Annotated in this window: 11 protein-coding genes; 2 read left to right on the top strand and 9 right to left on the bottom strand. The window is 41.1% G+C overall.

Annotation, left to right across the window (positions count from 1 at the left end; translation table 11 throughout):
* Positions 1-44: 44 nt before the first annotated feature.
* On the bottom strand, positions 45-1,391 hold the full coding sequence (locus BM386_RS18480; RefSeq protein WP_091696965.1) for a Gfo/Idh/MocA family protein: 1,347 nt from the start codon (positions 1,389-1,391) through the stop codon (positions 45-47).
* A 16-nt stretch (positions 1,392-1,407) separates the two neighbouring features.
* Complete coding sequence (locus BM386_RS18475; protein ID WP_091696964.1) at positions 1,408-2,790, bottom strand: 3-keto-disaccharide hydrolase; 1,383 nt, start codon at positions 2,788-2,790, stop codon at positions 1,408-1,410.
* A 172-nt stretch (positions 2,791-2,962) separates the two neighbouring features.
* On the opposite strand from BM386_RS18475, the gene BM386_RS18470 reads away from it, so the two are divergent.
* Positions 2,963-4,126, top strand: coding sequence for a THUMP domain-containing class I SAM-dependent RNA methyltransferase (locus BM386_RS18470; protein WP_091696962.1), 1,164 nt, complete (start codon positions 2,963-2,965; stop codon positions 4,124-4,126).
* A gap of 77 nt (positions 4,127-4,203) precedes the next feature.
* Here BM386_RS18470 and BM386_RS18465 read toward each other — a convergent pair whose 3' ends face one another.
* The 4 genes from BM386_RS18465 to BM386_RS18450 all read right to left on the bottom strand — a co-directional run bounded on the left by BM386_RS18465 (position 4,204) and on the right by BM386_RS18450 (position 9,580).
* Positions 4,204-5,715, bottom strand: a complete 1,512-nt coding sequence (locus BM386_RS18465) for a DUF4301 family protein (RefSeq protein ID WP_091696961.1) — start codon at positions 5,713-5,715, stop codon at positions 4,204-4,206.
* A 99-nt stretch (positions 5,716-5,814) separates the two neighbouring features.
* Positions 5,815-6,567 carry a LytR/AlgR family response regulator transcription factor gene (locus BM386_RS18460; protein ID WP_091696959.1) on the bottom strand — a complete coding sequence of 251 codons (753 nt, stop codon included), beginning with the start codon at positions 6,565-6,567 and terminating at the stop codon, positions 5,815-5,817.
* The gene (locus BM386_RS18455; RefSeq protein ID WP_091696957.1) at positions 6,564-8,387 is read right to left on the bottom strand and encodes a sensor histidine kinase; all 1,824 of its coding nucleotides are present in this window, start codon (positions 8,385-8,387) and stop codon (positions 6,564-6,566) included. The genes BM386_RS18460 and BM386_RS18455 overlap by 4 nt, the downstream gene beginning before the upstream one ends.
* The gene (locus BM386_RS18450) at positions 8,384-9,580 is read right to left on the bottom strand and encodes a histidine kinase (protein ID WP_091696955.1); all 1,197 of its coding nucleotides are present in this window, start codon (positions 9,578-9,580) and stop codon (positions 8,384-8,386) included. Before BM386_RS18450 ends, BM386_RS18455 begins: the two co-directional genes overlap by 4 nt.
* A gap of 336 nt (positions 9,581-9,916) precedes the next feature.
* Between BM386_RS18450 and BM386_RS18445 the strand changes: the two genes are divergently transcribed.
* Positions 9,917-10,936 carry a hypothetical protein gene (locus tag BM386_RS18445; protein WP_091696954.1) on the top strand — a complete coding sequence of 340 codons (1,020 nt, stop codon included), beginning with the start codon at positions 9,917-9,919 and terminating at the stop codon, positions 10,934-10,936.
* A 37-nt stretch (positions 10,937-10,973) separates the two neighbouring features.
* Here the strand turns inward: BM386_RS18445 and BM386_RS18440 are convergent, their stop codons facing one another.
* From BM386_RS18440 to BM386_RS18430, 3 genes are read right to left on the bottom strand one after another with little or no spacing between them, the layout of a single operon-like run.
* A complete protein-coding gene (locus BM386_RS18440; RefSeq protein ID WP_091696952.1) occupies positions 10,974-11,843 on the bottom strand; it encodes a 5-oxoprolinase subunit C family protein in 870 nt (289 codons plus the stop codon).
* On the bottom strand, positions 11,840-12,535 hold the full coding sequence (gene pxpB / locus BM386_RS18435; protein ID WP_091696950.1) for a 5-oxoprolinase subunit PxpB: 696 nt from the start codon (positions 12,533-12,535) through the stop codon (positions 11,840-11,842). Before pxpB ends, BM386_RS18440 begins: the two co-directional genes overlap by 4 nt.
* Entirely contained in the window at positions 12,532-13,251 is a 720-nt protein-coding gene (locus BM386_RS18430; protein ID WP_091696949.1) for a LamB/YcsF family protein, read from the bottom strand. The genes pxpB and BM386_RS18430 overlap by 4 nt, the downstream gene beginning before the upstream one ends.
* Positions 13,252-13,310 lie beyond the last annotated feature (59 nt).

The following is a 13,310-nucleotide window of genomic DNA, read 5'->3' as shown; positions in this document are numbered from 1 at the left end:
TTGTTGAACATCTTATTTTGCTTTTTAATATAGTTAAATGAATATTAAACCTTTGGTGGCTCCCAACCCTTTTCATAGGCTCTGGTCCAGAGAGCAGCAGCTTTCTTAGAGTTTTTGATGTGGCCATTACTTGGATCACATATCAGGTTTTCACCGGTTCTGGAGCTGATGTTGGCCAAGTGGCAGAGCAGGGTACTTACGGCACCTTCTTCAATATTGGAATTTTGCTTTTCCAGACCTCGTATGGCATTGAAGAAATTGACGATGTGAATCGTACTCATATCTCCTCCTCCGCCAAGTGCGGTGCCTGCTTCATTTCCTCCAGAGAGATTGCTCTTTACTTCTTTGCCAGCTCTGTCAAATTGCTTGTAGCCACCCCGATCCACATATACTGAACCTTCTGTACCGTAGATGATTGTTCCTCGATCTGAACCATAGGTTTTGTAGCTATTTCTGCTTTTTCCGTCCCATTGGATTATTGATCCGTCTCCAAATTTGAATGTGGCATCCATGGTGTCGTACATGGTCCATCCGTCGTCCGCAAAATGTCTTTTTTCTGCTGTCACCAATACTTCGCTTGGATAGTCCACCTGAAGTGCCCAGCGGGCTACATCCAGTTCGTGGGTGGCGTTATTGCCGGTTTCGGCAGTTCCATAATCCCAACCATACCAGTGCCAGTTGTAATCCCAAGTATCGTGAGTATAGGCTCTTCTTGGAGCTGGGCCTTGGAACATATCCCAGTCTAAACCAGCAGGGGCAGGGGCAGCAACAGGATTTGGAACTGCGCCTCGGCTATTACTATAAAATGCTTTTGCCATAAATGCTTTGCCTATAGCTCCATTATGAATAGCTTCAATAATCTCACGGCTTTCTGGCGCAGAACGCTGCTGATTGCCCATTTGAACTACTTTATTGTATTTCTTTTGCAAAGCAATCAACAACTCACCTTCATGCGGATTGTGTGAGCAAGGTTTCTCCACATAGACATGTTTACCTCTTTCTAAAGCCAACCAAGTCCCAGGTGCATGCCAGTGATCTGGGGTCGCTATGATTAGGGTATCCACATCCTTGTCGTCCATCACTTTCATGACATTTTGCTCCAGTTTTGGTGCATAGTCTATATGCTTCGCAAAGTTTTTAGCAGCTTTTGGCATCTGTGACTCCATGGCATCGCAGAGGTACAAGAGATTCACATTGCTAGATTTGAGGCCGATCGGCTCGTAATATGCTCCAAGTCGTCTTCCCAATCCTGCTATCGCCACGTTTAATCGTTCATTCGCTCCGATAATATTAGCATAAGACTTTGCTGAAAATGCAGCGGAACCCAGGGCGGAAATTCCCATAGTAGCAGCAGCAGATTTTTTAATAAAGTCTCTTCGATTGTTCTTCATAGTTGATTTTGGGATTTTATTTTAAGGTCTTGATTTTGATGTTTTTGAAACTCACATCATCGCCATGATCCTGGAGGAGTATATGGCCTTCTTCGGCTTCGCCGAAATTTTCCCACTTTTCATACTTACTGATCGCTACTAGATCACGGTATTCTTGAGAGCCTCTTACGTATTCTACTACTTTCACACCATTCAAGTAATGCGCTACCTTGTTGTCAGGAGTGACAACTACACGGCCTTTATTCCATTCTCCTACAGGCTTGATGAATCTGGCATTTTTGTCAGCTTTGATCAAATCATAAAGTGAAGCCATAGTGCGGTTTCCGTCTCTTCCCATTTTTGCATCCGGGTGATTATCATCATCCAACACCTGATACTCAAGCCCAATAGCCGAACCTGTATTGCCTTCTGATAAAGTCACAAAATACTTTACCCCGGAATTAGCTCCTTCGGTCAGTTTGAATTCAAAAGCTAAATCAAAAGCTGCAAATTTTTCGGTAGTAACGATATCTCCAGCGTTCGCTGATTCTCGTCCATCAGATGCTGCAATGTTCAAAACTCCGTCTTTGACAGACCAGCCTGATTCTGGGAACGTTTCTTTATAGGCACCTTTCCAGCCATCAGCGTTTTGACCGTTGAAAAGTAGTTTCCAGCCATTTTCTTTTTCGTATTCTGTGAGGGCGTTTAAGCTGTTGTTTACTACGAAAATATCTTTCTCAAACGGCTTAGGTTCAAGGTTTTCTGTCTGGATTCTCACATTTTTAAATGAAGTCTTTCTGCCTGCATCTTCTGGTTTCTGAATGCTATGCACCTGTAAACCAATAAAACCAGTTTTATCCATATCATCAACTACATAAGCGACAGGCTGACCGTTGATCCAAGTTTTGATTTCATCGCCTATTGCCTCTATTCTGTAATGGTTGAATTCCCCCATTTTGAAAGCAGTCTTTGCTTCTGGATTTAGATCCAGCGGATATAGCCAACCTCTTCTTGCTTCGTCATATAGACCACCAGACCAAGCTCTTTCTGAAGGATCAGCTTCGATTTGATAGCCGTAAACTAGGCCTTTTCCATCTCTGGCTGCCGGGTCAAACTGCCCGCGGGTCATCACTCCTGAGTTACTCGATAGATGTTCGATTTTGAGATCTAGTTCCAATATATAATCGCCATAGTTTTCTTCAGTGATCAGAAATGTATTTGGAGATCCAGCTACTGCTGACCCTACAATAGTTCCATCCACGACTTCAAAAGTGGCAGTACCGGCTACAGGTTTCCATCCAGTCAGGTCTTTTCCGTTGAATAGATCAGTCCATCCATCTTCAGCTTTTTGTTCGGTAGCACAGCTTGCCAGCGTGATAGAAGTGAGTAAAACCGCAAATAAATTCCGGGTGTATTTCATAGTGTTGAGGTATTATTGTTCAGGTTAAAATTCAAGATTTAGTACCATTGCAGCAAGCAGTATATCCATTAAGTTACGCAATCGATTGCGATTTTTCCTGTCAAAAATTAATGAATTACCTGACTGAAAGGAAGAGTAGAATAGAATCCGCCTATGTTTCTTACTTTTGCGTATGCTTGATTTTAATCTCAAAGGAAAAGTTTTTGTCACCTGTAAGGATCGCTCTGTTTCTTACTTGGAAAAGGAAGTTCGTGAACTCGGTTTTGTGCCGGAATCTGTCACTCGGACAGGTGTGGAGCTTAGGGCTACTATGGAAGAATGCATGGACCTCAACCTATATTTGCGTACAGCTTCCCAGGTTCTCTACGAAATCAAATCTTTTTACCTGCGAAATGCAGATGATATCTACCGCCGGTTCAAAGCAATCCCTTGGGAGGATTACCTGGATGTGGATGGCTATTTTTCTGTAAATTCTGTAGCAGAAAATGAAAGCATAACTACTCCGCTGATCGTCAATGTAAAGGTGAAAGATGCGATTGTAGATCGTTTTCGTGAATTGAAAGGGCGAAGACCGGACTCCGGATCAGATTTTAATGGCTTGGTTTTTCAGGTTTACTGGAAGGAAACCCAATGCTCCGTTTATATCAATACTTCGGGGGATACGCTTGCTAAGCATGGCTACCGCAAGATTCCTGGTAAAGCGCCGATGATGGAAGCCTTGGCTGCGGCGACTATTTATGCGACAGAATGGAATACCCGAGTCCCGTTCATCAATCCTATGTGTGGTTCTGGTACCCTAGCCATTGAAGCGGCTTTGATGGCGACGAAGCGATACCCCGGGCTTTATCGAGATCACTATTCCTTTCAGCATATCCTCGGATACGATGAGCAGGCTTTTCTGGCTAAGAAAAAGAAACTGGAAAGTAAAATCATGGAACTTCCGGATCTTAAAATCATTGCCTCTGATATTTCACTTCAAGCGGTCTCATTTGCACAAGAAAATGCAATCACAGCTGGTGTGGACCACATGATCGAATTCCAGGTGTGTGATTTTGCGGAAACAGAGATTCCTGAGCGACCACGAGGTGTTATTATGTTCAACCCAGAATATGGCGAAAGGCTAGGGGAGAACGATGAATTGGAAATTACTTATAAGCGGATGGGAGACTTCCTAAAGCAAAAATGTGCAGGATACAGAGGGTATATTTTTACAGGAAACCTAGAGTTGGCTAAAAAAATAGGCCTAAAGGCGAGTCGTAGAATCGAGTTTTGGAATGGTACGATTGACTGTCGATTGCTGAAGTACGACTTGTACGAAGGGAAAAAAGAAGAGTAACCTAATTTGGGATATTTGACTTCGGATTTCGGATTTGTTCAGTTTACAATCCGAAATCCGAAATCATCAATCCGAAATTATTGATGTTCGTCTCTCAGCAAATCATTCACTGTCTTCACTGGATTAAAGGTGATCAGGGGCACTTCCACGAAGATGGTATTCCATCCTGACATAGCACCGTTCCAAAGCCCAGGCAGTTCAAGTGCCTTTAGTTCTTTTCCGTTTTTAGATTTCTCTGTAATAAATCCCGTCATCATATCACGGAACTCAAGCAAGTCAAAAGCCTCTCCTTTGAAATTTCTTGTAGCGCAGACCAAATCAACCGGATTGAAATGAGTAGCTGCATTGAAATGCGCTTTAGATGTCGGATCTTCCAAATCGATTTGGGCAGTTTCTAGGATTTGAAGGGATTGGGAACCATCATCTTCCATCACCCAGAATGGTCCGCCACCAGGTTCACCGGTGTTTTTTACCATTCCGCACACACGCATAGGTCTGTCTAGCTTAATTTTCAGAAAAGCAGCTTTAGCCTCAATCGAAAGGGTAGAGAAATCCTCTGGAAGTTTTGCGCCCAGATCATGTGTAAATACATGCTCGGCATGTCTTACTGATTGCTGGTCAACTAATTTATCGAGGTTCGACAATGCACCAAATACTTTCTCCTGTACCTCCAGAAGCAAGCCACCAATTGCCATTTTGTAGTTTTTGGTATCCTCTTTTAGGCGATCAGGAACCACATTATCCACGTTTTTGATAAAGATCAGATCGGCGGATACGTCGTTCAGATTTTCAAGCAAGGCACCGTGACCCGCTGGTCGGAAAAGAATACTTCCGTCTTCTTCAGTGAAGGGCGTATTATCTGTGTTTACGGCAATAGTATCGGTAGATTTTTTCTGTTGGGAATAGCTGATTTCGAAGTTGACCCCAAACTCTTTTTCTATTCCAGGAAGGATTTTATCTATCTCTGCTTTGAATTTGGAAGTGTGCTCTGGAGAAACTGTAAAGTGGATTTTTACAAGAGACCCTGTACCTACGGCATATTGAACGCCTTCGATCAGATGCTCATACGCAGGTGTCCTTCTTCCGTCCTGGTAGCGGTGAAATTTCAACAGTCCCTTTGGCAAATTGCCGTAGCCAAGTCCATCATCAAGGAGCAGTGCAGCCAAAATGCTCTTGTAATCTTTGGTGTCCAATGCGTGATTAATACTACTGCCCTGACTTTTCAATACTTCATCCAAATCTTCATAGAAAGAGAATTTCTCGATGTTATTCATGAATTTCTGAACAAAAGGAGATTTGCTGATGTCTCCATCTCCCTCCAGAAATGCAAAGAGATCTTTGAACATTCTGGATGCGGCTCCACTGGCAGGAACAAATTTTAAGACTTCTACTTTAGAGGCTTTTTCTGGGTAGGTCGTTAAAAAATGTCTTAACTCCTTGTCGCTCAAAACTTTTATTCCATTTCCAGGTGTGGCAGGGGCGGTAATGTTTAGAAATGGAAAGCCATTCTCGAAATGTTGTATTTGTTGTGCTACAGTGTCAGGGTTCATTCCCTGAGACAAAATCTTTGTTTTTAAGGCTGCGTCCATGGTTTTTGGGTTGTAAAAATGATAACTCAAGATAGCAGGCTAATTTACTTTGCTCAAACTTGAGCGCTACTTTTTGAGATTTATTTTCAAATCATCTTGCTAAATCCCCATCCTTTTCATGAATTCTTCTCGTTTGGAATTCGATATACTTACCTGCTTATCATTATTCATCACGATGTAGCCTCCTTCTGATTTGATAAATTTTTTAACCTCATCCAGATTGATCAGAAAACTATTGTGAACCCGCATGAAATTCATGTCAGCTAGGAGGGTTTCATATTCTTTGAGATTCTTGCTGACCACCAATTTGCGGTTGTCAGTCAAATGAAAGTCAGTGTAGGAGCCATTCGCTTCGCAAAAGCTGATATGATTGGCAGGGATAAATTCCATTCCTTCGGCAGTAGATAGACAAATCCTCCGGTTTTCAGGATTTGATATTTGAAAATTAGTAAGAAGATTCTCCAGCATATGCTGTCTGGACTCTGATGCTATCAGTGCATTTACTTTTTGAACTGCCGCTAACAATTCATCCAAGTCTATCGGTTTCAGAAGGTAGTCTATTGAACTGTATTTAATCGCTTTGATGGCATAGTGCTCAAAAGCCGTCGTGAATATCAAATGAAAATCCAGATGCTTCACCTGCTGGATCACGTCGAATCCGGTGCCTGTCTGAAGCTCAATATCCATAAAGACCAAGTTGGGACGCAAGGAAGAGATCTTTTCTATTGCTTCTTCTACATTGGAGGCCGTTTCTACTAGCTCCACCTGAGGACAGTACTCTGTCAAAAATGCTTTGAGGGTCTCCCTGCTATGGAATTCATCCTCTACGATGATCACTTGCAATGTTTTCATTGTTTTGGAATTTTGATACTGACTTTTGTTCCTTGTTCTAGATCTTCTATCTGTATGTAATATTCTGAAGAAGTCCATTTATTACCCAGCCGCAATCTTTCGTAGGTAAGGTTCATTCCTCGGGATGGTCTGTAGTTTGTCCCTTTCAGTGCTGCGGCGGCTTTTCTTCCTATTCCATTGTCTTCTACTTCGCAGAGGATGAATTCATTTTGATCGAAAAATCGTATTGTTAGTTTCTTTTCAGGAGACTTTTTCGTCATCAAACCATGTTTAATAGCATTTTCCACAAAAGGCTGCACAATCATCATTGGCACCTCTTCATAGCACAAATTGGAGTCTTTTGGTACGATGACTTCATATAAAAAAGCATGGTCAAATCGCAACGATTCCAGATCAAGGTAAACTTTCAAAAGCTCTATCTCTTTTTCTAAAGTGACATGCACATCCAGGGAGTTTTCCAAAACCTGACGTACAAACTTGCTGAACTTGGATAGGTATTTTAAAGCGGCCTCTTTTTGCCCGCTACTGATCAAATGTTGGATGGAGCTTAGGCTGTTGAAAATAAAGTGGGGATTGATTTGTGCCCGGAGTGCACCGAGTCTGGTCTGAAACGTTTCCCGCTCTGCTTCCCTTTTTTCTGTGCTAATAGTCTTGATTTTATAAGAAAGACCTAGCGCGAAAATGGTGCTCTCGATTGCGGATCCAGTGACCATATAGTCCAAATCCAATAAGAACATAGTCATCAATGCTCCCGTCGTGAAAACTATGGTGCCCGCAATGACGAAATACACCAGTTTTCCTCTATAAACTTTCCACAAGTAACCTACTCCGACAAAGGCAAAAGTAGCCATGAAATACCTTTGCCAATTCATCAGACTTGCCTGAAGAGAACTGTAGGGATTGGTGACGATGATCAGGCTAATGACCAAAAGAAAAGTAGAGAGTAAAACTATTATGCTTTTGACAATTCGATCAAATTTTGGCAAATGCAGAGGGATTTCTAGAAAGTGGCGGATAAAAAGCAGGTAGAAAATATTAATGCAAACCTGGGCAACAGTGGTGAGCCAGAAAAAGAAATGACTGTGTTCGTAACCGAAATTTGTAGCTAGGTAAGGGCTTATTCTGGAATAGTAAATTAGTTGGAACAAGAGAAAAAGACCATAATAAATGTATTGGCGCTCTTTCATATTGAAAAATAAAATCAAGTTGAACACCATCAGCACTGAGGCTACTCCCAAAAAGAAAAATGCCAAAACTTGACTTTTGAAGGACTTGATAGGTATATAATTGGAGAAAAGGTGGTGGTCTTCGGGAGTGCTGAAGGCAAAAGTTTTATTGGAAAGATTGGGAGTTGCTCTTAGAAACTCGGACAGCACATAAATCTTTGTCCCATCAATTAAATCTTTAACTGCCAGTGGAATATAAAATGGACTTTCCAGGTTAGTCCGTTGAAGCGCATTTTGTTCCAAGGTGCTGTAAACCAAGGGCAGGAGTACTCCATTTCTATCAATATAAACTGCCCCTTTTTCCACTCCATAGGGGTAAAAATAGATAGAATCGTGTCCAGAGATTTTGCTATGCTGATCTCTTAGATCGATTTCGAACCAATACTGAATGCCTGGTTTTGCAATTCCCAGATTTTCTGTTGATCCATACATGCCTCTACGACCAAAATCAACCGCCTCGTTGATTTTAATAACGGAGTCAATTTGAAGGACTTTTGGGTGTAAAGGCACTTGATGGATTATTGGTTTTTCTTGCGCAAGAATAGCATAGTCAAGCAAAAAGTAAAAAAGCAGAAAAATGTATAATGCCTTCATTTATGGGCTAGATTGGGAAAAATAAGTTTTACAGACTTTAAAGAACTACTCTTATCCTGGGCAGTCTTTTCTACTACCTCTGATCGTATTTCAAACGGTCGTATTTCATTTAATAAGCTCACATATTCTTGCCAAGGAGTTAAGCTTTTAAAATAGGTTGAAGTCGCTGCTTGATGATTCAAAGAGCTCAAATTATTGATCGTTACATTGAATTTAACTTCTGTTGCTGATATATGAAAACCTAATTCTATTTTAGAATTTCCATCTGATTTGGAAATATTTTCCTCTAATAAGTTTTCGATTAGGCTTTGGACTATAATAGCTGGGATTCTTGCCTGAGGGTGATTTTTTATGTTTCCTGATGAAATTTTGTAGATGAGTTTGTTTTCATATCGCAATTTCTGGAGCTGTAGATACCAATCTAGCATTTGTAGCTCTTCCTGTACTAATACTGATTCTTCGTGGATTTGACTCATGAAATAGCGCAGCAGCTTTCCGAAGATGCTTAAAAACCTCAAGGACTTGATTTTATCTTCCAGTAATATATAGTGCTGAATTGCATTCAGAGAATTGAATACAAAATGGGGGCTAAGCTGTGCAGAAAGCACTTCCATTTGGAGTCTGGTGGCCTTTTGTTTGATTTTCCATCGTTCCAATTCAGACTCTTTGATAGTTTCCAGTGCTCTAATATGTGCTATTCTCCCTGCGTAAATGGAAGCCACCGCAAGGAGTATTTTCAGGTGTTGATTGGTGAAGAAATCAGGCTGGGAGTTTTCACTGTCAATTACCCCAATCACCTTTCCCATAAGTAAGATAGGGACGGCAATTTCAGAAAGTCTGCAAACATCGTCTTTGATGTAGTTTGGTTCGAGCCTGGTATCAGCTATTAGTCTTGGAATCCCTGTGAATGCTACCTGTCCGGTTATGCCTTCTCCTATTTTTATTCTTAGGGGATTCAGTATTTTTTGGCCTTCTGGATTTTTGGGGCCAATGGCAGCTTTCTGCTCTAGGTATTTACCGGTACGATCTAACAAATAGACCACAGCATCTTCAAAATCAAGGATGGAAATACAATTTTTCACCATGTCCCAAAGGATTTCTTCCTCAGTTTCCAACTCGGTTATTGAATCGGAAAAGTGAAGTAGAATCTCTTCGATTTCAGCAGGACTGATAGGTGTTTTGCGATTTTTCACTAAGTAATTAATTTAAACTTTTGGTAAGAATTTTACCGGGACTAACAATTGAAATCTACTTATTCCACTTGTTAAAAAGTAAGACTATTAATGAATGGTGGTTTTCGATTGATGAAATTAGGTTTTCAATTGATAGTCTGATTTTTTTGGCTTAAAATCCCTTTAAATCAGTGTTTTATCAGATTTTTTCGGCTATCAATCAGAATCGTGTATTCATCAATCCGAATAGCTAATTCATCGATTTGGCAAAAATTATTGATTGGTCGGCTGCTAAGTTTGGAGTGTTCGAAGAGAAAAGCTCTTCAGTAAAAGCAACCAATTAAATTTTATAAAATCATGAAAAAGTATCTTTTTATTATCGGAGTGGGAGCCATGTTAATCAGCACATCATGTGATCCACAAAATGAAGAATCTTTATTTTCTGACGTAGATCAGGCAGTACTAGAAAGTAAGGAAGGCGACCCTAATGCAAGGTTAGGAAGAAACGATGGGTTTGCTCAGCAGAAGCTTGCCATTAATTATGAAGTTGCCGAAAAGGCCTATTATGCTGTGATGAGAGAATTACCGCCGGGTAAAGTTAAAGCCATCATGGCAGCAAGTGATGACCAAGCCTATGTATTGAAAAATGTGATCATATCCTCTATGAAAATTTTCGACGAAACAGTGATGGAAAATGGCAATAAAATGAGTGACTTAGCCAAAAGAAACCATGCTGCCTTGGCGGGAGATGAGCACGAAATAGAGTATGACCTGACTGCTGGAGCCTTGAGGGCTGCCGCTGGATACCTTAAAATTGGAGATATTAAAGGAGAATCCACAGATCATACTTATCCAGTGGCTGAAATTTTTGAATTGATAGGCAATGGAAAAGCTGGAAGAAAAGGTAACCCTTGGAATGATAGCATACCACCTGTAAAAGCACCGGAAGCTGCTGGCCTTGGTGAGTTTATTTTGGGTCTTAGTCCGAGAAATAGTGATCCTAAAAGTCTAAATGAAGGTCTAAACCAACTTGAAATTGATTCTGGAATGGATCCTGTGTTAGCAGCCCTTTTACTTCCTGCTATTCAAAAAGTACGTGAAGCCGCTAAGCCAAATCCTAAGTCAAGAGGAAAAGCAGACATTCTTATTGAAAGTTTATCGAATTATGGGCTAGATCCTGAGGCTGACTTAAGTGCCATGTATCAAATAGGCGGGATGGGAGCTATAGGCTTACTTGCAAGTGAGGATTATGACTCGGAAGGAGATGTGGATTGGGCTGCTCTCCAGTTAAATAGAAAGAAATTTGAATTTGAAATGTATCTACTGTGGGAAAAGTTCTGGGACAAACATCACACCGATCCAACTACAGGTAGGTAATTATTGAAAACTAATTAATTCAAAAAGCTCTGATTTTTCAGGGCTTTTTGAGTTCAAACCTAATTAAATCTGAAGGGCATTTTTGAGAAATCTGATCAATAGCTTGCTCTGACAGTTGCAAAACCCTTGGGTATCCTCCAGTGACCTGAGCATCTTTCATCAGAACGATCATTTTTCCTCCTGAAGTCAATTGCACGGTGCCTGGATACACGGGGGCAGTGAGCATTTCTGGGAGGGAATGTGGCAGCAATTCGGTGAGTTGAATTGCCATTCTGTTTTTATGACTGGAAACGCTGAAACTGTTTAATTGAATTTTTTTCTGAGTTTTCAGGTCTAGCAAGTCCCACTCTGGACCGGGATATACTTCAAGGCTCATATCCTGAGTCCAGCTAAAATCCCATCTGGGTTTTGCTGCGGTATATTTTGGGGTTTCAGAGTTGGAGAAAAAAGGAATTTGATCTCCTTTTTTTGAGTAAATATTTGCAGTGATTCCTTCCATCCAACTTCTGGAACCCAATACTTGCTCAGATTGAAATCCATTTTTAATCGCTAGATAAAGCACTGATCCTTCGTGAAATGCACCGATTTCCAATTGATCGTATGCTTGTATTTCAATAAGTCCGTAGCTTGAAATTGAATTTCCATTGAATTTGACTTCCGCTTTTGCTCCGGCAAGACAAATAAGGGTAGGAGAGTCAAATTGGATTTTCAGACCGGGCTGACATATCTCTAGCGCAGCATCACCTTTTTGGTTTTGCAGGAGGTGATTTGCCCAGCCGCAGGATCGCTGATCCAACGCTCCGGAAATTGGAACCCCATAAAAAGCAACCCCTGTTCTCCCGCTATCTTGAACGGAAGTTCCTGGCCCCGTTTTGAGGATTTTCAAATAGCCAATATCCCGGATCATCTGAAGTTGGGTTGTTGTGGATGCCTTTTCAAGCGCTCAAAGTCCTGACTACTGATAGGAGTAAATTCTATCCGCTCACCAACTTCCGCAAACACTGGAATTATTGACTTTGGATTGAAAAGCTCAATAGGAGTTTGCCCGATCAAATGCCATCCACCTGGACTTGAGGATGGGTAAATGCCAGTTTGTGAGCCGCCGATAGCTACTGAGCCAGCGGGGACTTCTCGATCAGGAACACTTTTTCTTGGGGTGAAAAGGGATTTTGGAAGGCCATTTAAGTACATGAATCCCGGTAGAAACCCATAAAAATGAAGTCGGTAAAGTGGTTGGGAATGCAAAGCTATCAACTCTTCAATGGCTATATTTTTTGCTTCAGCGAGAGATTGCAAGTCACGTCCGGTGTCTTTGGAATAGCAAACAGGGATTTGCCAGATTTTCTCCGGAAGAGGGATTTGAGCGTCTTCTGGCTTTACAGATGCTAGCCATTCTTTTATTACTGGAAAGTTCAACGAGTTGGAAAGCCTAAGAGAAAGGGTTTTAAAGCCCATCTTAACTTCAGATATCTCTGAATCAAATTCTTTTTTGATTTCCTCTCTCAAGCTAATTTGCTGTTGGAGTAGCTTGTCAGAGACTTCGTCTTCCCATTCAAATTCACAAATCAATGGGGAGATTTGCCGGAACTGGGGTTTCATGTCCAGAATTTTTTTCTGATGCTTGGCAAAAAGTCCTGTATGCCCGGATTGTCTCCATGGAAGCAAATTGTGTCAGCTTCGAAAGGTAGCTTTTTGCCCGAGTCAGAGAGCAAATAGCCATTTTCTATAAGCAATTTAAGCGGAGGTAAAATCTCACTTTCGGATATCAAATGTGAGCCAAATACAGATCTCGGAACGAGCTGGTAATTATCTAAATACCTTCTATCTCCAAAAACCTCTACTCGCTGATGCAAATTTTTTAGGTTTAGATACTTTTCCAACTGGGAGTGAGGCGGAGCAAATATCGGTGTATTTTGGAAATGATTAGCGATGAAATCCGTGAGACTGTCTGCCAATTCAGCGTCTTTAGCAGCTTCATTATATAAGGCACCATGGAATTTGATATGATCCATCTGGACTCCGGATTTCTCTGCCAATTGTTCAAATTTTAGTATTTGAATCAATATTGACTTTTTCAATTCCTTGTCTGAGATCTTCATAGTCTTCCTTCCAAAATTTTTTTGATCCGGATAGGAGGGATGAGCACCTACTTTTTTCTTGTATTTCACAGCCAACTCTAGGCTTTCAATGATCGAGTTCTCATCCCCAAAGTGACCTCCACATGCGATACTGGCTGTATCTATGAATTGAAAGATCTGTTCCTCGTTTGGCATGCCTTCACCTAAATCACAGTTTATTTCTGGCAGTTTCTTCATTATAAGGGGAAAAATTGAGTAAAGTCTAAAATACAAAATGTCAACTAAGGCATCGAATG

This window comes from Algoriphagus locisalis (assembly GCF_900116615.1).
Classification (GTDB): domain Bacteria; phylum Bacteroidota; class Bacteroidia; order Cytophagales; family Cyclobacteriaceae; genus Algoriphagus; species Algoriphagus locisalis.
Note: the sequence above shows the minus strand (reverse complement) of the source record. Positions and strands in the feature narration are given on the sequence as shown.

What these genes read in the sequence shown, in the direction of transcription:
- BM386_RS18480 (WP_091696965.1), bottom strand. Translation starts at nt 1,391, where the DNA reads ATGAAGAACAATCGAAGAGACTTTATTAAAAAATCTGCTGCTGCTACT.
- BM386_RS18475 (WP_091696964.1), bottom strand. Translation starts at nt 2,790, where the DNA reads ATGAAATACACCCGGAATTTATTTGCGGTTTTACTCACTTCTATCACG.
- BM386_RS18470 (WP_091696962.1), top strand. Translation starts at nt 2,963, where the DNA reads ATGCTTGATTTTAATCTCAAAGGAAAAGTTTTTGTCACCTGTAAGGAT.
- BM386_RS18465 (WP_091696961.1), bottom strand. Translation starts at nt 5,715, where the DNA reads ATGGACGCAGCCTTAAAAACAAAGATTTTGTCTCAGGGAATGAACCCT.
- BM386_RS18460 (WP_091696959.1), bottom strand. Translation starts at nt 6,567, where the DNA reads ATGAAAACATTGCAAGTGATCATCGTAGAGGATGAATTCCATAGCAGG.
- BM386_RS18455 (WP_091696957.1), bottom strand. Translation starts at nt 8,387, where the DNA reads ATGAAGGCATTATACATTTTTCTGCTTTTTTACTTTTTGCTTGACTAT.
- BM386_RS18445 (WP_091696954.1), top strand. Translation starts at nt 9,917, where the DNA reads ATGAAAAAGTATCTTTTTATTATCGGAGTGGGAGCCATGTTAATCAGC.
- BM386_RS18440 (WP_091696952.1), bottom strand. Translation starts at nt 11,843, where the DNA reads ATGATCCGGGATATTGGCTATTTGAAAATCCTCAAAACGGGGCCAGGA.
- pxpB (WP_091696950.1), bottom strand. Translation starts at nt 12,535, where the DNA reads ATGAAACCCCAGTTCCGGCAAATCTCCCCATTGATTTGTGAATTTGAA.
- BM386_RS18430 (WP_091696949.1), bottom strand. Translation starts at nt 13,251, where the DNA reads ATGAAGAAACTGCCAGAAATAAACTGTGATTTAGGTGAAGGCATGCCA.